This is a genomic window from Pseudomonas sp. Z3-6, from assembly GCF_051131985.1.
In the GTDB taxonomy this organism is placed as follows: Bacteria; Pseudomonadota; Gammaproteobacteria; order Pseudomonadales; family Pseudomonadaceae; genus Aquipseudomonas; species Aquipseudomonas zanjanensis.
In genome coordinates this window covers 3,994,833-4,019,885 of record NZ_CP071644.1, presented here as the reverse complement: position 1 = coordinate 4,019,885, position 25,053 = coordinate 3,994,833, and the positions used below count along the sequence as shown (strand labels likewise).

Below are 25,053 nucleotides of genomic sequence, written 5' to 3'. Positions count from 1 at the left end.
TGCTCAGCAGTATTTCTACAACCAGTACGTCACCCCATACCACCCCAAGCCACCCATCACCACGGTGTAGGGCAGGGCCATCCAGACCATCCGGCCATAGGACAGGCGAATCAGCGGCGCAATCGCCGAGGTCAGCAGGAACAGGAAAGCCGCCTGGCCGTTGGGTGTGGCGACGCTCGGCAGGTTGGTGCCGGTGTTGATAGCCACCGCCAGGGTCTCGAACTGTTCGCGGCTCATGTGACCGGAGACGAAGGCCTGCTTGACCTCGGTGATGTAGATGGTCGCCACGAACACGTTGTCGCTGATGGCCGAGAGCAGGCCGTTGGCAATGAACAGCATGCCAGGCTGCTGGTCGGCGGGCAGGGCCAGGACCCATTGGATCAGCGGCGTGAACAGTTGCTGGTCGTGAATGACCGCCACCACCGCAAAGAACACCACCAGCAGCGACGTGAACGGCATCGCGTCCTTGAACGCATTGCCCAGCCGATGTTCGTCGGTGATGCCGGTGAAGGCAGTAATCAACACGATGATCATCAGGCCGATCAGGCCGACTTCGGCAATGTGCAGGGCCAGGCAGACGATCAGGAGCAGTGCGGCAAGGCCCTGGACGATCAGGGCCGCGCGTTGACGAGCCGTGCGCTCCAGATTGTCCTGCTCGGCATAATCGGCGAGCACGGCGCGCACATTGTCCGGCAACAGCGTGCCATAACCGAACCAGCGCAGCTTTTCCAGCGCCACACAGGTCACCAGCCCGGCCACCAGTACTGGCAGCGACACCGGCGCGACTTGCAAGAAAAATTCGGCGAAATGCCAGCCCATCTCATGGCCGATCAGCAGGTTCTGCGGTTCGCCCACCAAGGTGCAGACGCCGCCCAGCGCGGTGCCGACGGCGCCATGCATCAGCAGACTGCGCAGGAAGGCTCGGAACTGCTCCAGGTCGCCTTGGTGCAGCGAAGGCAAATCGTGGTCTTCGTCGACGCTGCTGTCCTGGCGCGGGTCGTTACCCGACGCCACGCGGTGGTACACCGAAAAAAAGCCCACGGCGGCGCTGATGATCACTGCCGTGACGGTCAAGGCATCGAGGAAGGCCGACAGGAACGCCGAGAGAAAGCAGAACATCAAGGCCAGGATGGCCTTGGAGCGCACACCCAGGAGCAGGCGCGAGAACAGGAACAGCAGCAAGTCCTTCATGAAATAGATCCCCGCCACCATGAACATCAGCAGCAGGATGACCGGGAAGTTATGCAGCAATTCGTCGTAAAGTGCCTTGGGAGTGGTCATGCCCAGCGCCAGGGCTTCGACCATCAGCAGGCCGCCGGGCATCAGCGGGTAGCATTTAAGGGCCATGGCCAGGGTGAAGATGAACTCCAGCACGATCATCCAGCCTGCAACGACTGGGCCCAGTGTCCACAGCACGACGGCATTGAGGACCAGGAAGGTGATGATGCACGCCTTGTACCAACGCGGGGAATTCCCCAGAAAGTTATGCGCGAAAGCCTTAGCCATTGGACCGGACATTGGCTGCTCCTTTTAATTAGAAGCGCGCAACTTGCCGTAAGAAATGAGGAATATCAAGCGTAGGATGAATACCGTTCGCCCGCGACAATCTGACTCAGGCCCAATAACGCGCAACCACCGCTCGATAATGACCCTGGAGTGAGTAGCCGCCCACCAGGATTTTGCCGTCGGCCTGCACCGCCACGGCGGTGGCGGTGTCCAGACTGTAGCCGAGTCGCGTGCGTACCCAGCCTTTGCCGTGGCCGAAATCCGGGTCGAGGCTCGCATCCGGCAAATGCCGGGCAAGCACGAAGTCGGCCTCGATACCGCCGATGGTGGCGCCGGCGGTGACCAGCTTTCCGTCCGCTTGAAGCTGGGCGGCGGTCCACTGGCTGGCGTTGCGCCCGATCGCCATGAGCCGGCACTGGCCCTGATTGCAATGACGGTCCGGCTTGCCGTCTGGACGCACTTTCAGGGACAGGCTATGCATCGGATCGCGACTGCTGCCGAACGCCTGCAGATCACCGTTCGCATCCTCGACGATCTGGCTGATCATCGCGCTGTGACCCTGGGCCAGGATGGACAGGAAGCCCTCTTCGCCGAAGCTGTCATCGAGCCTGCCGCTGCTGTCATAGCGGGCTATCAAGCCATGCTGGGGCAGGTCGATGGCGCCACCGACGACAATATGGCCGTCAGCCTGGAGCGTCAGGCAGCCGAGCCAGGTATTTTTCAACAAGCGTCGGACCATCACGAAACCGCGACCGTTGAATGAGGTGTCCAGGGACCCGTCCGGCAGGAGTCGGATCAGTACGCCGACATGGTCGGACAATTGGTAATGATGGTTGGCGAGCAAAAGGATCCGGCCATCGGCCTGCACTTGCATGTCGCAGGCCTCGAGACCTGGCACGCCGGGCGGCAGCCAGGGATCGCGCAGGCCTTGGGAGAGATTGCCGCAGAGCCGGATGATGTGCCGGCCGGCGTTGCCGAAGCTCTGGACAGCACGGCCTTGCGGATCGAACAGCGCCAGGGCGGGCAGGGTGTGCTCGTTGTTTTCGTAGTGCAGGCCCGACAGCAGGATATGCCCGTCGGGCAGCTCGATCACTTTGCCTGCCGTCGCTTCGAAGCCGTGGTCAAACGCGTCGATCACGCAGCCGCGGGTGCCGAAAACCGGGTCGGTCGAACCGTCAGGGTTGAGTCGCGCCAGCCCGAATCGGCTGCCGTGGGCCGTCTCGATCCTGGCTGCCACCAGGATTCGTCCGGCTCGGTCGAGGGTCAATCCGGTGATCAGGCTCGAGGTGCTGTCTTCGAAATGAACCCAGGCTTTGCCGTTGACGGCAAAGCCTGGATCAAGTTGCCCGGGGTGGGCCATGGCCTTGGGGAGCACGAACGCGAACTGGTTGAGCATGCCTGCCTCTCCTTGCGTGTCGACCGGCCCGAAAGGGCGATGACTGCATGAGGGCAACATTCAATCCCTGAACGGGCCAATGCACAACTGTCAGGTTCTACAGTTACAGGGGTGATGCGTGCCATAACAATGGCTTTACAACCCAATGCCAAGCCTGCAATCGATAGCAGGCTGTATCGAGGTTTATTCCGGCATCGACCAGGATTGCAAGGTGTAGCCTTCCTGGCTTAATTCGGCACGGGCCTGTTTCAACAGATCGGCCAGTTGGACCGGGTCGGTATAGGCGCTGCTTGGAATCTGAGTGCGGCCAATATGGGTATTGGTGCGGTCGATGACGGTCAGGCTAAGTTCACCGTTACCGTCTTGTGGAGCCCAGGCCACGCATTGGAATGGACGGAATGCGCGGTCGGCAATCAAAAGAGCTTCGTTGATACGGAGCGGGGCGTTCATGGCGTTTTCTCTTCAGTGTGCCCAAACAAATGATGTGCCGTCGGTTGGGCGTACCGTGCGGCTGGTTACTTGTACTGATGTCCCGAACCCGTAGGCGGGTCACACATTATTTAAATAAATTTCGATTTTCTTTCAGACCAGGCTTTTGCTCTTTTGTTTGAAAGCACCCTGAAAGAAAAACGCCTGTGACAACTAACGAAACGCTCGCTTATAACCACTTTAACGTGATCTCGATAATCAATTGATACAAGGGCGCGTCAACTTCTTGCTACTGTTACATGCAGGTTTGCCAAACGACTGTTTCTAATCATATTTCCTTATTTTGGCGCCAAGGATCAGTCATGATCGAAGCCAGTACGTCACGTCGTCTGCTCGTGGTTGATCCCTGCGACGATTGTCATCGCCTGTTGCCGGGGCTGCGCAGCATTGGGTGGGATGTGGACAGTTGCGCCCTTGAACACGCCGGCGATCGGACCTGTGACGTCGGTCTGCTGCGCTTGCAACCGTTTCACCTGGAGCGCCCGGAAGCGGTCAAGGAATTGATCAGCCGTAGCGGCACGGAGTGGATCGCCGTGCTCAGCCAGGAAGTCTTGCGCCTGCAAAACGTCGGTGACTTTGTCTGCGAATGGTTTTTTGACTTCCATACCTTGCCCTTTGACGTGTCCAGGGTTCAGGTGACCCTGGGCCGGGCGTTTGGCATGGCGCGTTTGCGTGGCCAGGGCTCGATTCACATCGACCAGCCCGAACATGAACTGCTGGGCGACAGCAAGCCGATTCGCGAACTGCGCAAATTGTTGAGCAAGTTGGCGCCGGCCGAGTCGCCCGTGTTGATTCGCGGTGAGAGCGGCACCGGCAAGGAACTGGTGGCGCGCACCCTGCATTGCCAGTCGCATCGGCGCAACAAGCCGTTCATCGCCATCAACTGCGGCGCCATTCCGGAGCACTTGATCCAGTCCGAATTGTTCGGTCATGAGAAGGGCGCATTTACCGGCGCTCACCAACGCAAGATCGGACGGATCGAGGCGGCCCACGGGGGTACGTTGTTTCTCGATGAGATTGGCGACCTGCCGTTGGAGTTGCAGGCCAACTTGCTGCGTTTCCTTCAGGAAAAACACATTGAGCGGGTTGGCGGCAGCCAGCCGATCGCCGTCGATGTGCGGGTCTTGGCGGCCACCCACGTGGACCTTGAGGCGGCCATCGAGCACAAGCGATTTCGCGAGGACTTGTATTACCGCTTGAATGTGTTGCAAGTGGTCATGGCACCCTTGCGCGAACGCCATGGCGACCTGGCGATGTTGGCCAGTCACTTTTCCCATTTCTACAGCCGGGAGACCGGCCGTCGTCCCCGTAGCTTCAGTGACGATGCTCTGGTGGCGATGGGTATGCACGACTGGCCCGGCAACGTGCGGGAGTTGGCCAATCGCGTCCGTCGCGGGTTGGTGCTGGCCGAAGGGCGCCAGATCGAAGCCCGGGACCTCGGCCTGGCCAGCCAGCAGGGTATCGCGGCGCCGATGGGTACGCTGGAAGATTACAAGACCCGCGCCGAGCGCCAGGCCCTGAGCGATGTGCTCAACCGTCACAGCGACAACTTGAGCGTGGCGGCGCGGGTATTGGGCGTGTCGCGGCCGACGTTCTATCGTCTGCTGCACAAACACCAGATTCGCTAGAACTGCCTACACACAACTCATTGTGGGAGCGGGCTTGCTCGCGAAGGCGGTGTGTCAGTGATATTGATTAACCTGACACTCCGCCTTCGCGAGCAAGCCCGCTCCCACAGTGGTTTTGCAGTGTCTTTGGGCTATGTGCCGATCACATATCCCTCAGGACATCAGAAGTAATACGGCAACTTCAGGCTAAAGGTGAAGTCCGGCGCATCGTCGGTCAGCCCGATGGACAGGTTGGGCACGATGGTCAGGTTGTCGGACGCGGCGACGGTCATGCCGATATTGAAGTAACCGGCGTTGGCGTCGCTGGAGGTCACCGATTCCCAGTCGCCGCCGTCCTGCTTGAGCTTGCTTTTCTTCTGGATCAGGTCGGAGACGGAGAACGACATGCTCATCTTCTCGTTCAACGCAAAGGCAACGCCTGCGCCGATCTGGAAGCTGTCGCCGATCCGCACCTTGCCCGGGGTCTTCTGGTTGACCGTGGAGCTGATGTCGTCGAATGACTCTTCGAGGTTATGGGTATAGGAAAGGCTGCCGAACAAGACGGCCGGGTCGAAGGTCTTGACCAGCGAGAGCCCGGGCGTGATCGACCAGACGCCGTTGCCGGTGGGCAAGTCGTCAGGCACGAAAAGGTTGGTGTTGGCCTGGGATTGGCGCAGCTTGATACCAAACGGATCCTTGCCGGTGGGGGCCTTGACCCGCAGGGTGACCACCGCGTCCGGAGAGTTGATCGACTCATCCATGAACTTGTAGGCGATGCCGAAATTGACGTCGCCGATGGTCGGGTCGCGGGTCACGGTTTCTTCGCTGGTGACCCCGGCCGCACCGTTGTTCGCGCCGCCTGACTGGTAGGTGGATTCGCGGTAGACCACCGGCACATTGAGGTCGAACTGCCAGCGATTGTCGAAGTTGTAGCGACCGGTAAGGTCCAGCGTCCAGGTGTCGGCCTTGATTCGGTCGAGGTTGATGTTGCCCAGGAAAATCGAATCCAGGGCCAGGAAGCCGTTGAGGATCAGTTGCCGCGTGTCATAGCGCGAATAGGTCACGCCGGTCTCGAAACTGAACTTGCCGCCGCCGAAGAAGCCGCTGGCCTCGTCATAGAGGTTGGAGACACTTTGGGCCGGCTGGGAATCGTCGGCCAGGGATTGCCCATAGCCGCTGCCGCCCGCTGTTGTCGCAGCACCGCCGGCGGTCTGGTTGCCTTTCATGTCGGCCGGGGATTTGGCCAGGCGCTTGGGTTGTGGCGCGGCGGGTTGGTCCTCTACTTGGCGAACCCGCTGCTCGAGCACCGCCAGGGCCTTTTGCTGGACCTCGTATCGTTGCTTTAGCTCTAGAAGCTGCTGCTTCAGGGCTTCTATTTCGGCATCCGGGGCCGCCTGTAACACGGCCGCCGGGAATAACGTGCTTAAACACATCACAGCGCGCAACGATACGGATCGATACATGAAATATGCCGTCCCTATTTGCCCAATGATCGGAAACCAGCGTAGTTCAATAACCGAGGTTACGCAGGCCGCGCAGTTGGGTCAGGTTGCAGTCCAATGCGCCGGCACTGGGGCCGTTGTTGTTCAGCACCACGTTGAGCTGCGTCATGTTGTTGACCAGGTTGCTGTTGCCCAACAGGCGAGTGTTTTGCAGCAAGCCGCCCTGGGCCACTTGTTGCAAGGTGCCGCCCTGGTTGTGGCTGGCCTGGATCGCCATCTGCACGCCGTTGCCGGTGGCAGTGACCGCGACGCTGCCGGCGGCATTGCTGCCGCTGATGGTCTGGCCCTTGGTCAACAGTTGGCCTTGGGAGGGGACAAGCGCGGGCGCCTGGTTGCTCTCCTTCACATTGATGTTGACGTTGTTGTAGGCCGTGTTGCCGTCGCCGGCGGCACGCACGCTCTGGGTCACGCCCTGGCTCGTGCCAAGGCCGGCGCCACCGGTAATGTTGCCGCTGCCCTGTTCCGGGACGCTGCCGTTACCGGTTTGCTTGATGGTGGAGACATAGAACTCGGGTTTCACGGTGGCGGCTTGGATTTGCATGGTGCTGCTGGCGCCGATCAGGTCGCCGCTGGCGTTGCGCCAGGTACTGCTCATGACGATGCCGAAGCTGATGACGCGGCCGGGCATGACATAACGACCGCGCAGCTCGGCGAGCTCCTGGTCCTTGACCTCGATGGGTTTGAAACCGGCATGGGCATAGCCCGAGGCGGTCGCGAGCAGGCAGGCCAGCGACAGCCAGTGTGAAGTTTTCATGTGCTGCTCCCGGAGCGTCCTGCTCCTTTTTGTACTTATTGTTGGCAGTGGTCGGCGATTAGAAAAAGTCGCTCTGTATGAAGCCGAAATCCATCAGTTCCGCATCCCTGACCGGGTTGAAACCGTCCAGCTTGTTACGGGCTGTCAGGGGTTGAGGAGGGCTGCGTAGGGCATTGGTCTTGTCATAGCCCGGGCCGACGATCGCGAAGACGATGCCGTTCCAGCCTTTGACGAACTCATCGTGGGAATAGCGTTTGTGCCCCAGCACCGGGTCGCCGATGTAGACCCATTGCTTGTCGGCTCGCTGCAATACCACGAAGTGCTTGTAGCCGCGTATTTCCATCAGGACCACCACCGGGATCGTCACCGCTTCGAGTTTCTCCGGCGGTATCCGGTAGCCTCGGGCACGCATGCCGATGGTTTCCACGTAGCGCTTCATGTCCAGCATGGAAAAGCCCTGGGTGCGAACCAGGTCATGGTCGGCATTGACCAGCATGCCTTTGATGACGTGCTCTTCATCGACGTCGAGCCAATAGGCTTGGCGTAGCACCGTCGCCAGGGCGGCGGCGCCGCAACTGAAGTCGGTTTTCTGTTCGACGATGTCGCTGAACTTGCGCTCGCGTACGCTTTGCACCGGTTTGTAGACCAGCATGCCGCCAGGCAGGGCGGCGACCGGCATCTGCGCCGCTTCGGCCATACAGGCCAGGCAGAGCAACAGGGAAACGGCAGTGACACGCATGATCAATACGCCTGGTGGACATCCGGGAAAAAAGCCCCGTTTCCCAGCGGCACCGTTCGTCTAGAGCATTGAAATGAGTCCGTGGCGAGGGAGCTTGCTCCCGCTGGGCTGCGGAGCGGCCCCAAGTTTTTGCGGTTGCTGCGCAACCGAGCGGGAGCAAGCTCCCTCGCCACAAGATTCATCCAAACCCTAGGGGAACAGCATTGCTGTTGCCGGGGCTCCGTTTCACCCGCGCTTACATGCAAGCCTTGCAGCCAGCCGCGATGGACAGCGAGTTGCTTTGCTGGTTGCCCACGCCCGCCGACACGTTGGCGCCGCCGTTACCGGAGAAGCCGTTCATGGAGTTGGTCATGGTGGCGTTGTTGATCACAGGGTTTTTCCAACCGTCGCGGGTCAGCACCTGCTGGGTGTTGCTGCCGGCCAGTTCGAAAGTCCCCACGGCGGAGAACTTGAACTTGTCGTCATCGTGGCCGCCGCCGTAGCCACCTTTGTTGCCCCAGCCGCCGTCGTCTTCGACGGTACCGGTGCCTTTGGCCTTGAACGTGCCGGAGGCGCTGGAGGTGCTGGTCAGGGTATCGGTCTTGTAGGTCCGCACGCCTTTGTTGTCCACCACAAGGCCGCTGGAGGACTGATCGGCCGAAGCGGCAGCTTCTGCGACACGGCCACCCGATACGGCAATGGCCAGGTTGTTTTTCTGTTGGTTGAAGTTGCCGGCGGTCACGTTGATGCCGATATTACCGGAGCCATCGTTGCCGGCATTGGTGAGCGAGGCATTGTTTTGAGTCGAGTTGTTTTTGACATAGTTGTTGCTATTGACTTGCGTGGCGCTGGAAACAGCAACAGCCGAACCGAAGATGAAGCTTTCGTCAGCAGTGGCCAGCGCGGCGGCGTTGTCTTGCTGGTTACCGTCGCCGCCCGCGATGTTGGCGCCCATGTTGCCGTTGCTGCCATTGAGCGAATCAGTGGCTTCAGCGGTGTTGCGGGTGGCCTGGTTGGTCACGGTGTTGCCATCGCTGTTCTGCACATCCAGTACGGTGGCGCCAGCCCCGGCCGTGATCGAGAGCAACTGTTCGAACGAGGGACCTCTTGGGCCTTGATTGCCGTGGCCGTTACCGTGGCCGTTACCGTTGCCCCGTCCATCGGCCTGTGCAGCCATTGCCATGACAGCGGCGAGAGCGAAAACCAATGGTTTGAGTGCCATTGTAGGTTTCATGGTGTTTCTCCTTGCGTGTCGTTGGTTAAGTGTTGGTACTTTCTTATGCCCACTGCGCCGGATCAGTCAGCGACCCGGATGCTCAGGGTGTTAGCCATGCGGTTCCCCACCCCGGCACTCTGGTTCACCTGAATCACCCCTCGGCTGCCGGTGAAGGCCTGGTCGCTGGTAACGACCTGGCGACTGCCGGTTGGGGCGCCAGTTGCGCCTGAGTTCGGTAGCAACGCCACGTTCTGTTGGGACAGGGCGCTGTCGTCAATGCTCTGCGGATGGGCACTGATGCCCACCCGCATGACATTGGCCATCTGGTTGTTGGCCCCGGCGGACTGGTTCACGCCCAGCACGCCGTTGCCGTTGGTAAAGGAGTGGCCACCGATACGGGCGGTGGCGTTCATGGAGGGGTTGGCCTGGGTGTCGACGCTTTGCTGTACGCGGGTGCTGGCCTGGGCGTGGCTGCCAATGGCAATGGCCCGGGTGTTGGTTTGCTGGATCTGGTCGCCGGCCGCCTGGTTGACGTTGAAGTTGCCGGTGTACTGGCTGCCGGAATCCTGCAGGTTGGCGTTGCTGACCACCGCCACGCCCGAATCGGCAAATACCGTGAAAGAACTGAGCAGGGACAGCATGACCAGGGCGAGTAGGAACAGGACGGGTTTCATGTCACTGACCTCCCGCCAGCCGGCCCAGCGGGGCCAGGCCGGAACTCAGCGAGCGGTTGATGGTGCCAGAGATCGCTCCGCCGCTGCCGCCACCGTGGCCGGCATTCATGCCCGGCATGCCGTTGGGGTTGGTGACCACGTTCAGGCCCTGCACGCCGGTATTGGGGGTGACGATGTTGCGGATCGACGAACCGCTGGCCACGCTGGCGAATTCGCCATCGCTCAGTTCGGTGCTATTGGTCGCCTGGTTGATGCGTTCGGAGGGATTGGCATTGACGGTGGTCGGGTAGGGGTCTTTGCCACCGTTGCGACCGATTGCGATGGGTTGCACGTCACGGTTGAGTACGATGACGCCGTTGCCCTCGGCCTGCGCGGGCAGGCTGAACGTTGCGCCGGCGGCGCAGCCGATGAATAGCAGGCAGGTCATACCCCTGTCGAACATCCCCATGGCATCGATTCCTTCTTCGGTACGCTGGCCCTAGTCAGCGTTGCGAAGTGGGGAAGAGCAGGTGTTGTGCCGGGTTTTGAATTACCTGTGAATTCAATGAGTTGAGTTCAGGCGCGCGCAGCGGGGGAAGAAACCTGTTTCAGCGCTGAGACAACGCACAGGATGGCCAACCGGCTGCACGCTGTTCCAGGGCTCTGGATCCAGGTTTTTGGGTGGGTGTTTCAGTGACTTGACAGTCTTGATGACAATCATCTGAAACGATGTTGGATCCGGGTTTGCCGCGAGCGTGATGTTTCAAGCGTGAGACAAATCATCCTGCGGTCAGTTGGGCGACGGCCGCGAACACTTGCCGCTGGCGTTGCGCCCAGTTGCCCCGAATGATCTGGAACGGTTGCCGATGTCGACTCAGCCACGCCTCGATGGCGTCGAAAAAAGCCAGTCGTTCTGCCAGCTCGGGTTGGCAACGCAAACCGTCGCCAGTCCATTCGACCTGCTCGGGGCTCAACAGCAGGTGCAAGTCGTAATGACGGGCCAGCAACGCCGGTTCGAGCCAGTCCGGGCAGTCACCAAAAAGGGTCTGGCTCCAGAGGATGTTGCTCAACAGGTGGGTGTCGAGGATCAATAGCGAGGGTCGGCGGGCACGTGCCTCGTCTTCCCAGGCCAACTGGCCGGAGGCGATGTCAGTGATGTCCGCCAGGCACGTATCGCGCTGGGTCTGTTCCATGAAATGGCGCACGTACTCGTCCACCCGCACGCCACCAAAATGTGCCTGGAGTTGCGCCGCCAGCCAGCTCTTGCCGCTGGATTCCGGGCCGGTCAGGACCACCACCTTCATGCGCGCAGGGCCGGGTCGGCGCGCCATTCCCGCCAACCTTGCACGGCCAGCAACGTGAACAGGGCGTAGAGCGCGGCGGTCAGGTGCAAGCCCTTGTAGATGAACAGGCCGACGAAGATCACGTCCAGGACGATCCACAACGGCCAGCATTGCACGCGTTTTTGCGCCATCCACCATTGAGCGACGAGGCTGAAACCGGTGAGCGCGGCATCGAGCCAGGGCTGGGCGGCGTCGGTCCAGTGGGCCATGGCGGCGCCCAACAGCAGGCTGCCCGCCGCGCCGATGGCCAGGCCGAGCAGCACCGATGGTCCACCGAGATGGCTGACCTGACGCCCATCATGATTGTGCCCGGCGCGGGTCCATTGCCACCAGCCGTAGAGTTGCAACACTGCGTAGACCACCTGCAGCAGCATGTCCGAGTACAACTTCACTTCGAAAAAAATCCAGCTGTACAGCAACACCATGACCAGGCCGATCGGCCAGCACCAGGGGTTCTGCTTGACGGTCAACCAGACAGCGATCACGCCGAGGGCTGCGGCAAACAGTTCAAGCCCGGACATGGCGGTTCCTTGGGGAAAGAGGAGAGGGCGGCGATTGTAAACGCTATGGCGTGGAGAGCTCCAATACCATTGTTGGTTGAGCCTGTGGCGAGGGAGCTTGCTCCCGCTGGGCTCTGTGGTGAACACCCAACCTGAAAAGACCCACACAGAACCAATGTGGGAGCGGGCTTGCTCGCGAATGCTGTGCTTCAGTCATGCATTTGCTGACTGTTACACCGCATTCGCGAGCAAGCCCGCTCCCACAAGGGGTTCATCAATCCTTAGACCCGGAACTGCTTGAGCAACCCGTTAAGCTGTTCACTCAGCGCCTTCAGGCGGCTGCTTGCCTGGCTGGACTGTTCGGCGGCCATGGCGGTGCTGTGGGACAGTCCGGCTGCCTGGGTGACGTTCTGGTTGATGTCTTCTACCACATGGGCCTGTTGCAGGGTGGCGCTGGCAATGGAGGCGTTCAGGCTGTTGAGGTTGCGCAGGGCCTGGCCGATGGCGTTGAGGCTGGCACCGGCCAGGCCCGCCTGTTCGATGGTCAGTTGCGAGGCACGGCTGCTGTCGCCGATGACTTTCACGGCGGCTTCGGAATGGGTTTGCAGGCGCTCGATCATCGACTGGATCTCAGCGGTGGACTTCTGCGTACGCTGGGCCAGCAGCCGCACTTCATCGGCGACCACCGCAAAGCCCCGGCCTTGTTCGCCAGCGCGGGCGGCTTCGATCGCAGCGTTGAGGGCCAGCAGGTTGGTCTGCTCGGCGATGGAGCGGATCACCTCCAGCACGCTGCCAATCTGGGTACTTTCACTGGCCAGGGTGCGAATCACTTCCACCGCCTGGTCGATGGTCTGGGACAGGCGATCGATCTGCTGCAAGCTGCCGTCGATGTTGACCTGGCCTTGCTGGGCCTGGGATTCGGCGTCGCGCATCTCGCTGGCGGCGTGCTCGGCGTTCTTGGCCACGTCCTGCACGCCATACGTCACTTCATTGATCGCGGTGGCTACCAGTTCCATTTGTTGCGATTGCTGCTGGCTGCGTTCCTGGGCTTGAGCCGCGTCGTTGCCCAATTCGTTGGAAGATTGCCCCAGCTCACTGGCAGAAGCCTGCAATTGGCTCACCACTTGGCGCAGTTTGGCGGTAAAGGCGTTGAAATGCCGGGCCAGTTGGGTGACTTCGTCCTGGCCGTGGGTGTCGAGGGTGCGGGTCAGGTCGCTCTCGCCGCTGGCGATGTTGGCCATGGCGTTGACGGTCTCTTGGAGCGGGCGGACGATGCTCCGTACGATCAAGGTCAGCAGGAGACCCATGACCAGAGTGATGGCCAGGCCAATCAACGAAGCCTTGATCACCTGGGACTGGAATTCTGCCTGGACGTCATCCACGTACACGCCGGAACCGATGATCCAGCCCCACGGTTCGAACAACTTGACGTAGGAAGTCTTGCCGACCGGTGCTTCGGCGCCCGGTTTCGGCCAGAGGTAGTTGATCATGCCGGCGCCCTTGGCCTTGGCGATGGCGACCATCTCGTTGAACAACGCGTAGCCGTTCGGGTCGCGGATCGCCGAGAGGTTCTGGCCTTCAAGCTTTGGGTTGGTCGGGTGCATGACCATGACTGGCGTCAGATCGTTGATCCAGAAGTAGTCACTCTGGTCATAGCGCAGGCCTCGCACCGCGCTGAGGGCTTGCTTCTGCGCCGCCTCGCGGGTCAGGGTGCCGGCGGTTTCCAGCCCATGGTAGTAGCTCAATACGCCGCTGGCGGTCTGCACCACATGCTGGGTTTTCTGCACCTTGGCCTGATACAGGTCCGTGTGGATCTGCTTGAGCATAAAGGCGCCGAGCGTGAACAACATCACGATGGCCACGACCAGGATGAGCCACAAGCGTCGGCTGATCGACACACTGCGCAAGCTATTCATACGCTGTCACTCCGGTTTCTTATTCTTGTCATTAGCGACGGCCGGCACTTTAGCGCCTGGCGGCTATTCATGATTGACCTGGGTCATAACGCGGCAGCGTTATCAGGGCTTGTCTGATAGGATTTCGGCCCCGCGGCGCAAAACCTGAGCCTGTTTTGATTTTTTCATTGGTTTTTTTTGGATGATCGCAGCTATCGTGCAGCCGCTGCGTGGACCTGTATGACACTTGAATAGCGATAAGACCCGCATGAGCAGGGTCTTTTTTGGGGGATGAATGGATTTGTGGACGGCCTTTTCGGCATTGATTCTTGGCGTAGTAGAGGGTTTGACGGAGTTTCTGCCGATTTCCAGCACGGGGCACCAGATCATCGTCGCCGACTTGCTCGAGTTCGGTGGCGAACGTGCAATGGCATTCAACATCATCATCCAGCTCGGCGCGATCCTCGCGGTGGTCTGGGAGTTCCGGCGCAAGATCTTCGACGTGGTGCTGGGCCTGCCGACGCAACCCAGCGCCCGCCGGTTTACCGCCAACCTGCTGATTGCCTTCTTTCCCGCCGTGATATTGGGCGTGTTGTTTGCCGACTGGATCCACCATTACCTGTTCAACCCGGTCACCGTGGCCGCCGCTCTGGTGGTGGGCGGCCTGGTGATGCTCTGGGCCGAAAAGCGCCAGCACCAGGTGCATGCTGAAACGGTGGACGATATTTCCTGGAAGGATGCGTTGAAGGTCGGCTTGGCCCAGTGTATTGCGATGATCCCGGGTACTTCCCGTTCCGGTGCGACCATCATCGGGGGCTTGCTGTTCGGGCTGTCGCGCCAGACCGCCACCGAATTTTCGTTTTTCCTGGCGATGCCGACCATGGTCGGTGCGGCCGTGTACTCGGGCTACAAGTACCGTGAGCTGTTCGTGCCGGCGGATTTCCCGGTGTTCGCCATCGGTTTCGTCACGGCGTTCATCTTCGCCATGATCGCGGTCAAGGGCCTGCTGCGGTTCATCGCCAGTCACAGCTACGCCGTGTTCGCCTGGTATCGGATTGCGTTCGGCCTGCTGATCCTGGCCACCTGGCAGTTCGGTTGGGTTGACTGGACAGCTGCCAAGCCATGAACAACTCGGGCACCCGCCAACGCGCTGGGCGCAATGCCGGCGGCGGCGTGCAAAACCTGCGGCTCAAATTGATGGTGTTTGCCCTGGTCTGCGCCTTGCCGCTGTTCGGCTCGCTGCTGTTCGGCCTGCGGGGCGTGTCGTGGGTGCCTATGGCGGCCTATGGTGTCGTCAGCCTGGTGGCGTTCCTGCTGTACTGGAGCGACAAGCGCAAGGCCCGCGCCGACGCCTGGCGGACGCCGGAGAATGTGCTGCATGCGCTGGAGCTGGCTGGCGGTTGGCCCGGGGCCTTGCTGGCCCAGCAGTTGTTTCGCCACAAGACCCGTAAAGTATCGTTTCAAGTGGTGTTCTGGTTCATCGTGCTGTTGCACCAGGTGTTCTGGATCGACCAGTTGTTCCTGGGCAGCTCTCTATTTTGAATGGCTAGAGCAACAAGCCCACCTGCGTGCGCTTGGGCAATTTGCTCACGACCAATTGATGTGAGCGTTGCAGCAGGCCACGCAATTCTTCGGCCCCGAGCGGGTAGGGCACCTGCATGATGACCCACTGGGCCCGCGCCAAATAAGGCGCGGGGTGAATGCCCGGCCGGTCGCAGTGACCCAGGAACAGATCCTTGTCGACCTTGAACGCCAACGAGTCGCCCCGCAGGCCCTGGAGGGCGAACATCTTGTTGCCGGCAATGGAGAACACTCGCACGCCGCCCCATTTGTAGTCTTCCCTGGCACCGGGCAAGCCCAGGCAAAACTGCGCGACATCCTCTTCGCTCAACTTCATAGCGTTCTATCTCCACAGCCCTCGAAGGCTTCCACCAAATGATCGATCCAGGCACGCACCGCCGGCAGCATGCCACGCCGATGGGGGTAGACGGCCTGGAGCCAGCCGTCGGGCATCGACCATCCAGGCAGCAGCTCCACCAGTGTGCCGTCACGCAATTCCTGCTCGCAATACATACTGGGTAATAAAGTGAAGCCCAGGCCGGCGAGGGCGCAGGCACGGCGCACGATGAAGTCGTCAATGCCCAGGCGGGCCTCCAGGCTCAGTTCGGCCTGCTGCCCATCGGCCTTGACCAGGCGCAGATGCACCAGGCGATCGGCTTCCAACGCTCCCAGCACCGACAACGGCTTGAGGTCGTCGGGAGTCTCGATCCGCCGCCCTTCGACGAAGGCCGGGCAGGCGACCAGCATCAGCCGTGCCCGGCGCAAACGCCGGGTCATCAGCAGTGGATCTTCGTCCCCCAGGTCGCGTACGCGCAATGCCACGTCGATGCCTTCGCCGATCAGGTCCACCCGCCGGTTGAGCAGGGTCATGTCCAGTTGCACCAAGGGGTATTTCGCCAGGAAGGTTTCGATCACTACGGGCAGGAACTGGTGGGCCAGGCCCACCGGGCTCGACACCCGCAATCGGCCGCGGGGCTCACTGGACATGCTCGCCACCGCTTCGTCGGCCATCTCGGCCTCCAGCAACATGGCCTGGCAATGGCGCAGATAACGTTCGCCGACCGCTGTCAGTTTCAACTGGCGCGTGGTGCGCTGGAGCAGTCGGGCGCCGAGGCGGTCTTCCAGCTCGGCGATACGCCGCGACAGGCGCGACTTGGGAATGCCCAGCAAGCGCCCGGCTGCCGCGAACCCGCCGGCTTCGACGACCTTGGCGAAGTAGTACAAGTCATTGAGGTCTTGCATGTCGAGCTCGATTGTCCTGTGAGTGGGACAAACTATCGCATTTATACGGACTTATCGATCATTGGCTTCATCGATAGGATTGTCTCCAATTGATCGCCTGGTTGCGGTCCTCATTTGGAGAGCACTGATATGAAACTGCTGCACATCGATTCGAGCATCCTCGGCGACCACTCCGCTTCCCGCCAATTGAGCCGCGAAGTGGTTGAAGCCTGGAAAGCTGCCGAGCCAGGCATCGCCGTCACCTACCGTGACCTGGCCGCCGACGCGATCAGCCATTTTTCCGCTCAGACGCTGGTTGCCGCCGGTACCAGCGCTGAATTGCGCGACGCGGCGCTGAAGCATGAAGCCGATCTCAGCGCGTCGGCAATGGCCGAGTTCCTGGCGGCTGACGCGGTGGTCATCGCCGCGCCGATGTACAACTTCAGCATTCCGACCCAGCTCAAGGCCTGGATCGACCGCATTGCCGTGGCCGGCCAGACGTTCCGCTACACCGAAGCCGGCCCTGAAGGGCTGTGCGGTGGCAAGAAACTGGTGATCGTTTCCACCTCGGGTGGTTTGCATGCCGGCCAACCGAGCGGCGTGGGTCACGAGGACTATCTCAAGTTGGTGTTCGGTTTCCTCGGCATCACTGATATCGAATTCGTCCGTGCCGAAGGCCTGGCCTACGGTGACGACATGCGTACCAAAGCCCTGAGCGAAGCCACGTTGCAGATCGGCCAGCAGTTCGCCGCTGCGTAAAACCTGCGTAAAGGCAGCAAGCGCTTCGGGCAACCTTCGCAAAACCCTGTATTCTCGTCGTCATTGGATGGCCGGGGTGCAGGGTTTTGCTGCATTCGGCGCCGGGGATCTGGCGCAGGTATGCACGGCCAAGACTGCGAGCGACGGGGCCTTCCCGTGCGCTGGTGAGGGTGGGAAAATTCGATGGCACGTTTTGGTGCAGCGTTGCTGCTTTGCTTGTTTGCCAGTTTCGCTTCAGTGCAGGCCGCGCCGGGGCCGCATCCGCATTGGAGCGCCGGTTTCCATGAGCTGAATTTTCTTGATCCGCTGGATCAGCAGCCGATGCACGCCATCGCCTTTTATCCGTCCACCGACCGCGAACAATCCAGCCTGCTCGGCGGCTACCAGATCGATGCCGCGCCGGAGGCTCAGATCGCCATCGGCCGTTTTCCACTGTTAATGCTGTCCCATGGCAATACCGGCACCCCATTGGCCCTGCATGACCTCGCCACCTCGTTGGCGCGCAAGGGGTTCGTCGTGGTGGCCGTGATTCATCCCGGCGACAATGTCCAGGACCACAGCCGGCTTGGCACCCTGAGCAACCTGTACGGGCGGCCGATCCAGATTTCCGAAGCCATCACCGCGACGCTCAATGACCCGATGCTCTCGCCGTTCGTCAACGCCGGGCAGGTTGGGGTGATCGGTTATTCGGCGGGTGGCGAAACTGCGCTGATCCTGTCCGGTGCGACGCCGGACCTCAATCGCTTGCGCCGCTATTGCAAGGAGCGGCCAGAGGATCGTGACGCCTGCAACACCCAGGGCGAGTTGATCGCCGACCGCGATGACCTGCAACCCGTGGCCGACCCCAGGGTCCGGGCATTGTTGCTGATGGCGCCGTTGAGCCTGAAGTTCGGCCGTCATACTTTGGCCGATGTCCATGTGCCGGTGCTGCTGTACAGTGGCGATGGTGACAATCTCGTGGCTTTCGACAAGAACGCCGCTGCCTTGGCCCGCAAGCTGCCCACCGCTCCAGATTTCAAGACCCTGGCCGGCGCGGGGCATTTTGTCTTCCTGGCGCTGTGCACCGACGAGCAGATCGCTGCGATGCCGGCGCTTTGCACGGATGCCGATGGCGTCGATCGCAAGGACATTCACCGCACCATGATTACCGAGGCCAGCCGCTTTTTCGGCGAGGCCTTGGGTAAGGCGACCCGGGAGGGGATGAAGACGGCTGATCAATAAGGTATTGCTATCCATTTAAGCGTTCCCCGGAATCTGAGCTTCCGTTCCGAGGGGCATGGTTTGTACGTAAGGTTGGTGTGTATATCCGTTTCTGCGGTAACGGCTGCTTATGGTTCCGCCCTTACGGCGGGTCACTTTTGAAAAGCCCGGAAGCCGGCCCAGTCAAAAGTAACCAAAACGCTTTTGCCCCACCACTCGGTGCCTCGCTAGGGCTCGGCATGCCCTCACTCCGGCATTGCTCCGTGGGCCGCCGCGAAGGGCCATCCATGGCCCAGCGCGGCTATCCCGGCATCCATGCCGGGATGCCCACTCCACAATACCTGCGTTCGGCCATCGTGGTTAACGGGGCGCCCGAGATCAACGTCCTCCCCGAGGCGGCCTGAGAGCCGACCTGGCTCTTCCGGTCGTACACCCATCAGATCTGTGGGAGCAAAGCTTGCTCGCGATATCGGTGGTTCAGCCAATGAAGATGTTGGATGTGCCGACCCCATCGCGAGCAAGCTCGCTCCCACAGGTTTTGTGGCGCACATGAATCTTGTGTCTGCTGAAGATCCAATGTGGGAGCGAGCTTGCTCGCGATAGCGTTGGTTCAGTCACATAGATACTGGATACACGGCTCTTGCTTTGCTTTGCTTTGCTTTGCTTTTGGATCTTGATCTTGATCTGGACGCCCCGTTAAACCACGCTGGCCGAACGCAGGCATTGTGGAGTGGGCACCTCGGCATGGATGCCGAGGTAGCCGCGCTGGGCCATGGATGGCCCTTCGCGGCGGCCCACGGAGCAATGCCGGAGTGAGGGCATGCCGAGCCTAGGCGAGGCACCGAGTGGTGGGGCAAAGCGTTTTTGGTTACTTTTGGCGCTCTTCCAAAAGTGACCCGCTGTAAGAGCGGAACCGCCAGTAGCCGTTACCGCAGAAATGGATATACACACCAGAGCAACTAAACACCGAACAGTCTAAAAAAGCCAAAAAACGACAGTGAACAATATTACAAAGGCGCATTCATGGCCCGACGCCGCAGCAGCAACGTCAGCCCCAGCCCGCTAACCGACAACAACGCAGCACAGAAGAAAATCGACGAATAACCCAGGTTCAACGCCACCGCCCCCATCAGCGGCCCGGCAATCGCCAGCGCCAGGTCAAAAAACACTGCATAAGCACTCAAACCCGCGCCACGGCTGGTGTTCGGCACTTGCTTGATGGCCTCCACCCCCAGCGCCGGGTACACCAGCGACAACCCGAAGCCGGCCAACCCAGCGCCAACCAGAGCGAACGGAGTGGACGGCGCCAGCCATAGCAGTACCAGCCCAAGGGTTTCGATGCTCATGCAAGCGATGGCCGAGTTGAAGCCACCGAAGCGGGCGATGCTGGAAATGAACAACAGCCGCGCGAGGATGAAGCAGATGCCAAAGACTGTCAGGCACCAGGCCGCGCCAGTCCAGCCGCGACTGACATAAAACAGCGTAATGAACGTGGTGAGCGTGCCGTAGCCGATCGACGCCAGGCTCAGGCCCGCGCCGTAAGGTGCAATCCGTGCAAATACTGCCCAGAAAGGCAGGCGCTCGCCGCGAATGACCGGCACCGACGGCTTGTTGCGAATCATCAACAGCGCAGCACCCGCCAGCAGCGACAGCGCAATGCCCAGGCTGGCAAACCCCAGCTCACCCACCATCACCACCCCCAGCGGTGCTCCAATAGCGATGGCCCCATACGAGGCGATGCCGTTCCAGGAAATCGAGCGGGCCGTGTGCTCCACCCCCACCTGGCCCATGCACCAACTGATGGTGCCCACGCCAATCAGCCCCTGGGCCACGCCGAGCAACAAGCGGCCAGCAATCAGAATCAGCAAGCTGGTCAGGGGAAAGCTTTGCAGCAAGGTCGAAATCAGCGTCAGCACGCCACTGAGCACAATCCCCGACAACCCGTAGACAATCGCCCGCTTGGTACCGACGCTGTCCGACAACCGCCCGGCCATGGGCCGGCTGAGCAGCGTCGCCAGGTACTGTGAACCGATGGTCAACCCGGCCACCACCGCGCTGAAGCCCAACTGTTCGTGGACATACCCGGGCAACACGGCAATGGGCAGGCCTATGCAGAGGAAGGCGATGAAGGTGTAGAAAACGATGGAGACGATCTGCAGCGTGATCGACAAGGAATGGGGGGCAGAGGAGGGCGTGGGCATGGGGCTCGTTCGCGGGCAGCGGTAAGAGAGCCTCATCATGGCGCGAGGTGGGGATAAAAGAAAGCAGGCTAACTAAATGTATTGGGAGGACGGGGTGTTCAGGCTGGATGGATGCTGTGTGTGCCGCCTCCATCGCGAGCAAGCTCGCCACAGTTGTTTTGGGATGGTCACAGGATTTGCATACTCCACAGACCCTTTTGTGGGGGGCTCAGGATTTGCACATTCCACAGATCCCCTGTGGGGAGCTTGCTCGCGATAGCGGAGTGTCAGTCAGCGATGATGCCGACTGACCCGACGCCTTCGCGAGCAGGCTCGCTCCCACATTGTTTTGGGGGATCTCAGGCATCATCAGTCCGCCAACAATACCGCCGCATCGAAGCCCACCCGCAAGTTGCCCCAATGACGGCCGCCGAAGAAGAGCGGTACGTCGATCTCGGTCATGATTTCCCCGGTATCGCGCAGGTAGGTCTGCAGCAGGAAGCGCTGGACGTTGCCCGCCGCGCGCAGGCCGATCGGGTCGTTGAAGATGCGCTTGTTGCGGCACACCGGCAAATCCACTGCCCGGTCGCCGGTCGGCGGCTTGGAGACCCAACTGTTGTTCACCGGGCAATAGCCCTTGCTGTCGACCATGAACGACACCTTGCCACCCGGTGTGCTGCGGGTGAGCTTGTCGCATTCCTCCTGGCAGACCTGGGCAAAGCGTTCGGTGTAGCTGGTCATGTACTGCTTGGGATCGGTGCCGGGCACCAGCTGGTAATTCTGATCGAACAGGTTCAGACCTTCCCGTTGCAGCGCTTCCAGGCGTACTTGCAGCGTATCGCGGCACTCGCTGGCGCGGGTGATGGCGGCATCCAGCTTGCCGTGTCCAAGCACGAAACGACCCAGCAACGCCTGGACCTTCTCGGCCACGCCAGATAGGTCGCGGGTGGCCGTGGCCGAATGCTGCATGCGCTGGTCGATCAGTTGGCTATCGGCGTGAATCTGGGTGACCCGGTCGTTGATCCCGGTGTTGCTGTCGGCGAACTGTTGGATATGGGTCGCGATGTCCGCCAGCTTGCCGTTGGTGGATTCGAAGTCGACGATCATGCTTTCGAAATGGCCTGAGGCGCGCTCCACCACTTTCTGGGTTTCCCGGGCGCTGTGGCTGATCTGGGTCGTCTGCTCATGGGTCGAACTGACCTCGTCGAGCATGGCGTCGATGTTGCGCGAGATGTCGTCGGTGGCCCGGCTGACGTTTTGTGCCAGGGTCCGCACTTCATCGGCCACCACCGCGAAGCCACGGCCGCTTTCGCCGGCCCGGGCGGCTTCGATGGCGGCATTGAGGGCCAGCAGGTTGGTCTGGGCCGAGATCTGCTGGATCAACCCGACAATCGACTTGATGCTCGACGAACGCTGGTTCAAGGCGCTCACCAGGGTGGCGAACTCACCAAGGCTGCTGGAGATTTCGCTGATGTTGCCAGTCACTTCCAACAGCTCGGCATAGGAATCGCGGGCCATGCTCAGGTTCTGCGCGGTGGTGCTGGAGATGCCCTGGGTCTGGCGCGAAACCTCTTCGATGCGGCCCACGGCGGTATTGCTCTGGTCCATCACTTCCTTGGCGAAGCGCGCCTGGTGGGTGGCGCTGTCGCTGGAGTCGCTGATGTTCTTCAGCGAACGGGCCGACTCGACCGCAATGTGCACGGTCAGCGCCTGGACATTGCTGATGATCTCCCGCTGCTTGGCCAGGAAACGGTTGCAGGTGGCGGCGAGTGTGCGGATCTCGTCGTGGGTCACCAGCGGCAAATCCTTGGACAGGTCGCCTTCGCCGTTGGCGATCTCTTCCAGGGCCTTGGTCATGGTGGTGACGGGGCGCACGATGAGGTGGCGGAAGTACCAGACCATGAAGCTGATCATGCCCAGGGTCAGGACTGCGCCGAAGAGCAGGGCATGGGTGAGGCTGTCGAGCCGGCCCTCGATCTGCCCCAGCAACGTGCCGTCCAACTGCGCGTTACGCAACAACAGCATGATCTCGGCGCGGGCACTGAGGGCTACCCAATAAAGCAAGCCACTGACCAGCACCAACAGGAAAAGGCTCGACAGCTTTTTGGTGAGGGTATCGAAAAACTGCATCTCGATAGACTCATACAAGGCCTTTAACGTCTGCATCACGGCTCCAGGGAAAAAAAAGATTCGATGGCATACATTCGACCGATAGCGGCAAAGCTTTAGCGGATTTGGGCGATTTGATATCACCTTGCGATGCTGGTGCGCGTTAACCCTGTTTCTGCGGTGAAACAGGCTGTCAATACCTGCTGTTACGAATTAGACGAAAGTCGTACTAGCGCGTTGCCCGACGACTGCTACGGTTTGAAGTGCAAAACAATAAAAACAAATAGAGGGCGTCTCCATGTCCACTGAAAAGCAACAGGCTGCGCGTGACTACTGGAAGGAAAACCTACGCTGGATGCTGGTCTTACTGGCCATCTGGTTCGTGGTGTCGTTCGGTTTTGGCATCTTGCTGGTCGACTCACTCAATACCATCAGCTTCTTCGGCACACCCCTGGGGTTCTGGTTCGCCCAGCAGGGTTCCATCTACGTCTTTGTGCTCGAGATCTTCTTCTATGTCTGGAAGATGAATCAGCTCGATCGCAAATATGACGTCCACGAAGACTGAGGGCGGCCCGAATGGACACAAAAACCCTGATTTACCTGGTCGTAGGCGCCACCTTCGCGTTGTACATCGCGATTGCGATCTGGACGCGTGCCGGCTCCACCAGCGAATACTACGTCGCCAGCAAGGGCGTGCACCCGGTACTCAACGGCATGGCCACCGGTGCGGACTGGATGTCGGCGGCGTCGTTCATTTCCATGGCCGGGATCATCGCCTTCGCCGGGTACGACGGCTCGGTCTACCTGATGGGCTGGACCGGTGGCTACGTGCTGTTGGCGATGTGCCTGGCGCCATACCTGCGAAAATTCGGCAAGTTCACCGTGCCCGAGTTCGTCGGGGCGCGTTATTACTCGCAGACGGCGCGGGTGGTGGCGGTGATCTGCGTGATCTTCATTTCCTTCACTTACGTCGCGGGGCAGATGCGCGGTGTCGGGATCGTCTTTTCCCGTTACCTGGAAGTGGACATCAACACCGGCGTCATGATCGGCATGGCCATCGTGTTCTTTTATTCGGTGCTGGGCGGCATGAAGGGCATTACCTACACCCAGGTAGCGCAGTACTGCGTGATGATCTTTGCCTACATGGTGCCTGCGATCTTCATCTCGATGATGATCACTGGCAATCCGATCCCGCAGTTGGGCTTTATCAGTGAGGCCGCCGGTTCGGGGCAGAGCGTGATCGAGAGGCTCAACGGCTTGGGCGCCGAATTAGGCTTTTCTGCCTATACCAATGGCACCAAGTCGACCATGGACGTGTTTTTCATCACCATGGCGCTGATGGTCGGCACCGCGGGCCTGCCCCACGTGATCGTGCGGTTCTTTACCACGCCCACCGTCCGGGATGCACGCAAGTCGGCAGGCTACGCATTGCTGTTCATCGCCATTCTCTACACCACCGCGCCGGCCGTGGCGGCCTTCGCACGCACCAACCTGCTGACCTCCATTCCCAATATCAGTTACAGCACCGCGCCGACCTGGTTCAAGGCCTGGGAGAACTCTGGACTGATTGCCTGGGCGGACAAGAACAACGACGGCATCATCCAGTACAGCCCGGGCGCGGCGCTGGTCGGGACGCCGAGTTTTACCGGCGAGCGCGGGGCGCATGAGCAGCGGTTGCTCAAGAACCAGCTCTCGCCAGTGCCCAATGAACTCTATGTCGACAACGACATCATGGTCTTGGCCAATCCCGAGATCGCCGGCCTGCCGGGATGGGTGATCGCATTAATCGCCGCCGGTGGCCTGGCGGCGGCGCTTTCGACCGCAGCGGGGCTGCTGCTGGTGATCTCCACCTCGATTTCCCATGACCTGCTCAAAAGCAACATCATGCCCACGATCAACGAAAAGCAGGAGCTGCTCGCGGCACGCATTGCCGCTGGTGTGGCGGTGCTGATTGCCGGATTGTTTGGCATCTACCCACCCGCATTCGTCGCCCAGGTGGTGGCGTTCGCCTTCGGGTTGGCGGCGTCTTCGTTCTTCCCGGTGATTGTCATGGGGATCTTCTCCAAGCGCATGAACCGCGAAGGCGCGATCGCCGGGATGATCGTCGGGCTGACCTTCACATTCACCTACATCGTCTACTTCAAGTTCATTAACCCGACGATGAACACGGCTGAACATTGGTGGCTGGGTGTGTCCCCTGAAGGCATTGGTACGTTGGGGATGGCCTTCAACTTCCTGGCGGCCGTGGTGGTGTCACGCTTTACCGCGCCACCGCCGGAGCACATCCAGCACTTGGTCGAAGACATTCGAGTACCGAGAGGAGCCGGTGCTGCCATCGATCATTAACGGGTAGTCCTGGGGGAGGGAAACCAACGAGGGCGCCGGATTCATCATCCGGCGCCCTTTTTTGTGCGCAGAGTCAAGCAGGGAGATGTTAGAAAGATT

25 protein-coding genes are annotated in these 25,053 nt (G+C 60.6%); 8 read left to right on the top strand and 17 right to left on the bottom strand.

All coding sequences use genetic code 11. The features are described from left to right. Positions 1-15: 15 nt before the first annotated feature. The 3 genes from nhaB to J3P88_RS17785 all read right to left on the bottom strand — a co-directional run bounded on the left by nhaB (position 16) and on the right by J3P88_RS17785 (position 3,352). Entirely contained in the window at positions 16-1,518 is a 1,503-nt protein-coding gene (gene nhaB / locus J3P88_RS17795; protein ID WP_434570653.1) for a sodium/proton antiporter NhaB, read from the bottom strand. 94 nt (positions 1,519-1,612) lie between these two features. After that, a complete protein-coding gene (locus J3P88_RS17790; protein ID WP_434570651.1) occupies positions 1,613-2,902 on the bottom strand; it encodes a hypothetical protein in 1,290 nt (429 codons plus the stop codon). A 183-nt stretch (positions 2,903-3,085) separates the two neighbouring features. Beyond that, the gene (locus J3P88_RS17785) at positions 3,086-3,352 is read right to left on the bottom strand and encodes a hypothetical protein (protein ID WP_013693488.1); all 267 of its coding nucleotides are present in this window, start codon (positions 3,350-3,352) and stop codon (positions 3,086-3,088) included. Between the two features lie 341 nt (positions 3,353-3,693). Here J3P88_RS17785 and J3P88_RS17780 point away from each other — a divergent pair, with 341 nt between their 5' ends. Next, positions 3,694-5,019, top strand: a complete 1,326-nt coding sequence (locus J3P88_RS17780; protein WP_186707656.1) for a sigma-54 dependent transcriptional regulator — start codon at positions 3,694-3,696, stop codon at positions 5,017-5,019. 161 nt (positions 5,020-5,180) lie between these two features. Here the strand turns inward: J3P88_RS17780 and J3P88_RS17775 are convergent, their stop codons facing one another. The 9 genes from J3P88_RS17775 to J3P88_RS17735 all read right to left on the bottom strand — a co-directional run bounded on the left by J3P88_RS17775 (position 5,181) and on the right by J3P88_RS17735 (position 13,600). Beyond that, a complete protein-coding gene (locus tag J3P88_RS17775; protein ID WP_434570648.1) occupies positions 5,181-6,461 on the bottom strand; it encodes a hypothetical protein in 1,281 nt (426 codons plus the stop codon). A gap of 46 nt (positions 6,462-6,507) precedes the next feature. Further along, entirely contained in the window at positions 6,508-7,254 is a 747-nt protein-coding gene (locus tag J3P88_RS17770) for a hypothetical protein (RefSeq protein ID WP_411384779.1), read from the bottom strand. Positions 7,255-7,312: 58 nt separating this feature from the next. After that, complete coding sequence (locus tag J3P88_RS17765; protein WP_186707659.1) at positions 7,313-7,993, bottom strand: C39 family peptidase; 681 nt, start codon at positions 7,991-7,993, stop codon at positions 7,313-7,315. Between the two features lie 235 nt (positions 7,994-8,228). Beyond that, on the bottom strand, positions 8,229-9,206 hold the full coding sequence (locus J3P88_RS17760; protein WP_207966555.1) for a heme utilization protein: 978 nt from the start codon (positions 9,204-9,206) through the stop codon (positions 8,229-8,231). A gap of 62 nt (positions 9,207-9,268) precedes the next feature. After that, the gene (locus tag J3P88_RS17755) at positions 9,269-9,862 is read right to left on the bottom strand and encodes an adhesin (protein ID WP_186707661.1); all 594 of its coding nucleotides are present in this window, start codon (positions 9,860-9,862) and stop codon (positions 9,269-9,271) included. 1 nt (position 9,863) lies between these two features. Further along, a complete protein-coding gene (locus J3P88_RS17750; RefSeq protein ID WP_186707662.1) occupies positions 9,864-10,310 on the bottom strand; it encodes a hypothetical protein in 447 nt (148 codons plus the stop codon). A gap of 310 nt (positions 10,311-10,620) precedes the next feature. Continuing rightward, positions 10,621-11,145 (bottom strand): AAA family ATPase, encoded by a 525-nt coding sequence (locus J3P88_RS17745; protein ID WP_434576524.1) that lies wholly within the window; start codon positions 11,143-11,145, stop codon positions 10,621-10,623. After that, a complete protein-coding gene (gene pnuC / locus J3P88_RS17740; RefSeq protein ID WP_186729858.1) occupies positions 11,142-11,705 on the bottom strand; it encodes a nicotinamide riboside transporter PnuC in 564 nt (187 codons plus the stop codon). The genes J3P88_RS17745 and pnuC overlap by 4 nt, the downstream gene beginning before the upstream one ends. A gap of 260 nt (positions 11,706-11,965) precedes the next feature. Continuing rightward, positions 11,966-13,600, bottom strand: coding sequence for a methyl-accepting chemotaxis protein (locus J3P88_RS17735; protein ID WP_434570644.1), 1,635 nt, complete (start codon positions 13,598-13,600; stop codon positions 11,966-11,968). Positions 13,601-13,874: 274 nt separating this feature from the next. Between J3P88_RS17735 and J3P88_RS17730 the strand changes: the two genes are divergently transcribed. Next, on the top strand, positions 13,875-14,705 hold the full coding sequence (locus tag J3P88_RS17730; protein ID WP_434570642.1) for an undecaprenyl-diphosphate phosphatase: 831 nt from the start codon (positions 13,875-13,877) through the stop codon (positions 14,703-14,705). Then, complete coding sequence (locus tag J3P88_RS17725) at positions 14,702-15,121, top strand: DUF1294 domain-containing protein (RefSeq protein WP_434570640.1); 420 nt, start codon at positions 14,702-14,704, stop codon at positions 15,119-15,121. Before J3P88_RS17730 ends, J3P88_RS17725 begins: the two co-directional genes overlap by 4 nt. Before the next feature lie 4 nt (positions 15,122-15,125). Here the strand turns inward: J3P88_RS17725 and J3P88_RS17720 are convergent, their stop codons facing one another. Both J3P88_RS17720 and J3P88_RS17715 read right to left on the bottom strand, forming a co-directional pair. Continuing rightward, positions 15,126-15,476: an MmcQ/YjbR family DNA-binding protein gene (locus J3P88_RS17720; RefSeq protein WP_057449922.1), complete on the bottom strand. Its 351-nt coding sequence runs from the start codon at positions 15,474-15,476 to the stop codon at positions 15,126-15,128. Continuing rightward, on the bottom strand, positions 15,473-16,381 hold the full coding sequence (locus J3P88_RS17715) for a LysR substrate-binding domain-containing protein (RefSeq protein ID WP_434570637.1): 909 nt from the start codon (positions 16,379-16,381) through the stop codon (positions 15,473-15,475). Before J3P88_RS17715 ends, J3P88_RS17720 begins: the two co-directional genes overlap by 4 nt. A 129-nt stretch (positions 16,382-16,510) precedes the next feature. On the opposite strand from J3P88_RS17715, the gene J3P88_RS17710 reads away from it, so the two are divergent. The 3 genes from J3P88_RS17710 to J3P88_RS17700 all read left to right on the top strand — a co-directional run bounded on the left by J3P88_RS17710 (position 16,511) and on the right by J3P88_RS17700 (position 18,723). Further along, entirely contained in the window at positions 16,511-17,119 is a 609-nt protein-coding gene (locus J3P88_RS17710; protein ID WP_434570635.1) for an FMN-dependent NADH-azoreductase, read from the top strand. 183 nt (positions 17,120-17,302) lie between these two features. Next, on the top strand, positions 17,303-18,340 hold the full coding sequence (locus J3P88_RS17705) for an alpha/beta hydrolase family protein (protein WP_434570633.1): 1,038 nt from the start codon (positions 17,303-17,305) through the stop codon (positions 18,338-18,340). A 218-nt stretch (positions 18,341-18,558) separates the two neighbouring features. Then, complete coding sequence (locus tag J3P88_RS17700; RefSeq protein ID WP_186729880.1) at positions 18,559-18,723, top strand: nucleoid-structuring protein H-NS; 165 nt, start codon at positions 18,559-18,561, stop codon at positions 18,721-18,723. Positions 18,724-19,015: 292 nt separating this feature from the next. Here J3P88_RS17700 and J3P88_RS17695 read toward each other — a convergent pair whose 3' ends face one another. From J3P88_RS17695 to J3P88_RS17685, 3 genes are all read right to left on the bottom strand, one after another. Then, positions 19,016-19,141: a hypothetical protein gene (locus J3P88_RS17695; RefSeq protein ID WP_411387574.1), complete on the bottom strand. Its 126-nt coding sequence runs from the start codon at positions 19,139-19,141 to the stop codon at positions 19,016-19,018. Positions 19,142-19,326: 185 nt separating this feature from the next. Beyond that, positions 19,327-20,520, bottom strand: coding sequence for an MFS transporter (locus J3P88_RS17690; protein ID WP_434570631.1), 1,194 nt, complete (start codon positions 20,518-20,520; stop codon positions 19,327-19,329). Positions 20,521-20,868: 348 nt separating this feature from the next. Next, a complete protein-coding gene (locus J3P88_RS17685; protein ID WP_186710470.1) occupies positions 20,869-22,665 on the bottom strand; it encodes a methyl-accepting chemotaxis protein in 1,797 nt (598 codons plus the stop codon). Between the two features lie 241 nt (positions 22,666-22,906). Between J3P88_RS17685 and J3P88_RS17680 the strand changes: the two genes are divergently transcribed. Together J3P88_RS17680 and J3P88_RS17675 are read left to right on the top strand one after the other, a co-directional pair. After that, complete coding sequence (locus J3P88_RS17680; RefSeq protein ID WP_186710468.1) at positions 22,907-23,173, top strand: DUF4212 domain-containing protein; 267 nt, start codon at positions 22,907-22,909, stop codon at positions 23,171-23,173. An 11-nt stretch (positions 23,174-23,184) separates the two neighbouring features. Then, a complete protein-coding gene (locus J3P88_RS17675) occupies positions 23,185-24,954 on the top strand; it encodes a sodium:solute symporter family protein (protein WP_186710466.1) in 1,770 nt (589 codons plus the stop codon). Positions 24,955-25,053: the final 99 nt, after the last annotated feature.

What these genes read in the sequence shown, in the direction of transcription:
- nhaB (WP_434570653.1), bottom strand. Translation starts at nt 1,518, where the DNA reads ATGTCCGGTCCAATGGCTAAGGCTTTCGCGCATAACTTTCTGGGGAAT.
- J3P88_RS17790 (WP_434570651.1), bottom strand. Translation starts at nt 2,902, where the DNA reads ATGCTCAACCAGTTCGCGTTCGTGCTCCCCAAGGCCATGGCCCACCCC.
- J3P88_RS17785 (WP_013693488.1), bottom strand. Translation starts at nt 3,352, where the DNA reads ATGAACGCCCCGCTCCGTATCAACGAAGCTCTTTTGATTGCCGACCGC.
- J3P88_RS17780 (WP_186707656.1), top strand. Translation starts at nt 3,694, where the DNA reads ATGATCGAAGCCAGTACGTCACGTCGTCTGCTCGTGGTTGATCCCTGC.
- J3P88_RS17775 (WP_434570648.1), bottom strand. Translation starts at nt 6,461, where the DNA reads ATGTATCGATCCGTATCGTTGCGCGCTGTGATGTGTTTAAGCACGTTA.
- J3P88_RS17770 (WP_411384779.1), bottom strand. Translation starts at nt 7,254, where the DNA reads ATGAAAACTTCACACTGGCTGTCGCTGGCCTGCCTGCTCGCGACCGCC.
- J3P88_RS17765 (WP_186707659.1), bottom strand. Translation starts at nt 7,993, where the DNA reads ATGCGTGTCACTGCCGTTTCCCTGTTGCTCTGCCTGGCCTGTATGGCC.
- J3P88_RS17760 (WP_207966555.1), bottom strand. Translation starts at nt 9,206, where the DNA reads ATGAAACCTACAATGGCACTCAAACCATTGGTTTTCGCTCTCGCCGCT.
- J3P88_RS17755 (WP_186707661.1), bottom strand. Translation starts at nt 9,862, where the DNA reads ATGAAACCCGTCCTGTTCCTACTCGCCCTGGTCATGCTGTCCCTGCTC.
- J3P88_RS17750 (WP_186707662.1), bottom strand. Translation starts at nt 10,310, where the DNA reads ATGGGGATGTTCGACAGGGGTATGACCTGCCTGCTATTCATCGGCTGC.
- J3P88_RS17745 (WP_434576524.1), bottom strand. Translation starts at nt 11,145, where the DNA reads ATGAAGGTGGTGGTCCTGACCGGCCCGGAATCCAGCGGCAAGAGCTGG.
- pnuC (WP_186729858.1), bottom strand. Translation starts at nt 11,705, where the DNA reads ATGTCCGGGCTTGAACTGTTTGCCGCAGCCCTCGGCGTGATCGCTGTC.
- J3P88_RS17735 (WP_434570644.1), bottom strand. Translation starts at nt 13,600, where the DNA reads ATGAATAGCTTGCGCAGTGTGTCGATCAGCCGACGCTTGTGGCTCATC.
- J3P88_RS17730 (WP_434570642.1), top strand. Translation starts at nt 13,875, where the DNA reads ATGGATTTGTGGACGGCCTTTTCGGCATTGATTCTTGGCGTAGTAGAG.
- J3P88_RS17725 (WP_434570640.1), top strand. Translation starts at nt 14,702, where the DNA reads ATGAACAACTCGGGCACCCGCCAACGCGCTGGGCGCAATGCCGGCGGC.
- J3P88_RS17720 (WP_057449922.1), bottom strand. Translation starts at nt 15,476, where the DNA reads ATGAAGTTGAGCGAAGAGGATGTCGCGCAGTTTTGCCTGGGCTTGCCC.
- J3P88_RS17715 (WP_434570637.1), bottom strand. Translation starts at nt 16,381, where the DNA reads ATGCAAGACCTCAATGACTTGTACTACTTCGCCAAGGTCGTCGAAGCC.
- J3P88_RS17710 (WP_434570635.1), top strand. Translation starts at nt 16,511, where the DNA reads ATGAAACTGCTGCACATCGATTCGAGCATCCTCGGCGACCACTCCGCT.
- J3P88_RS17705 (WP_434570633.1), top strand. Translation starts at nt 17,303, where the DNA reads ATGGCACGTTTTGGTGCAGCGTTGCTGCTTTGCTTGTTTGCCAGTTTC.
- J3P88_RS17700 (WP_186729880.1), top strand. Translation starts at nt 18,559, where the DNA reads ATGCCCTCACTCCGGCATTGCTCCGTGGGCCGCCGCGAAGGGCCATCC.
- J3P88_RS17695 (WP_411387574.1), bottom strand. Translation starts at nt 19,141, where the DNA reads ATGCCCTCACTCCGGCATTGCTCCGTGGGCCGCCGCGAAGGGCCATCC.
- J3P88_RS17690 (WP_434570631.1), bottom strand. Translation starts at nt 20,520, where the DNA reads ATGCCCACGCCCTCCTCTGCCCCCCATTCCTTGTCGATCACGCTGCAG.
- J3P88_RS17685 (WP_186710470.1), bottom strand. Translation starts at nt 22,665, where the DNA reads ATGCAGACGTTAAAGGCCTTGTATGAGTCTATCGAGATGCAGTTTTTC.
- J3P88_RS17680 (WP_186710468.1), top strand. Translation starts at nt 22,907, where the DNA reads ATGTCCACTGAAAAGCAACAGGCTGCGCGTGACTACTGGAAGGAAAAC.
- J3P88_RS17675 (WP_186710466.1), top strand. Translation starts at nt 23,185, where the DNA reads ATGGACACAAAAACCCTGATTTACCTGGTCGTAGGCGCCACCTTCGCG.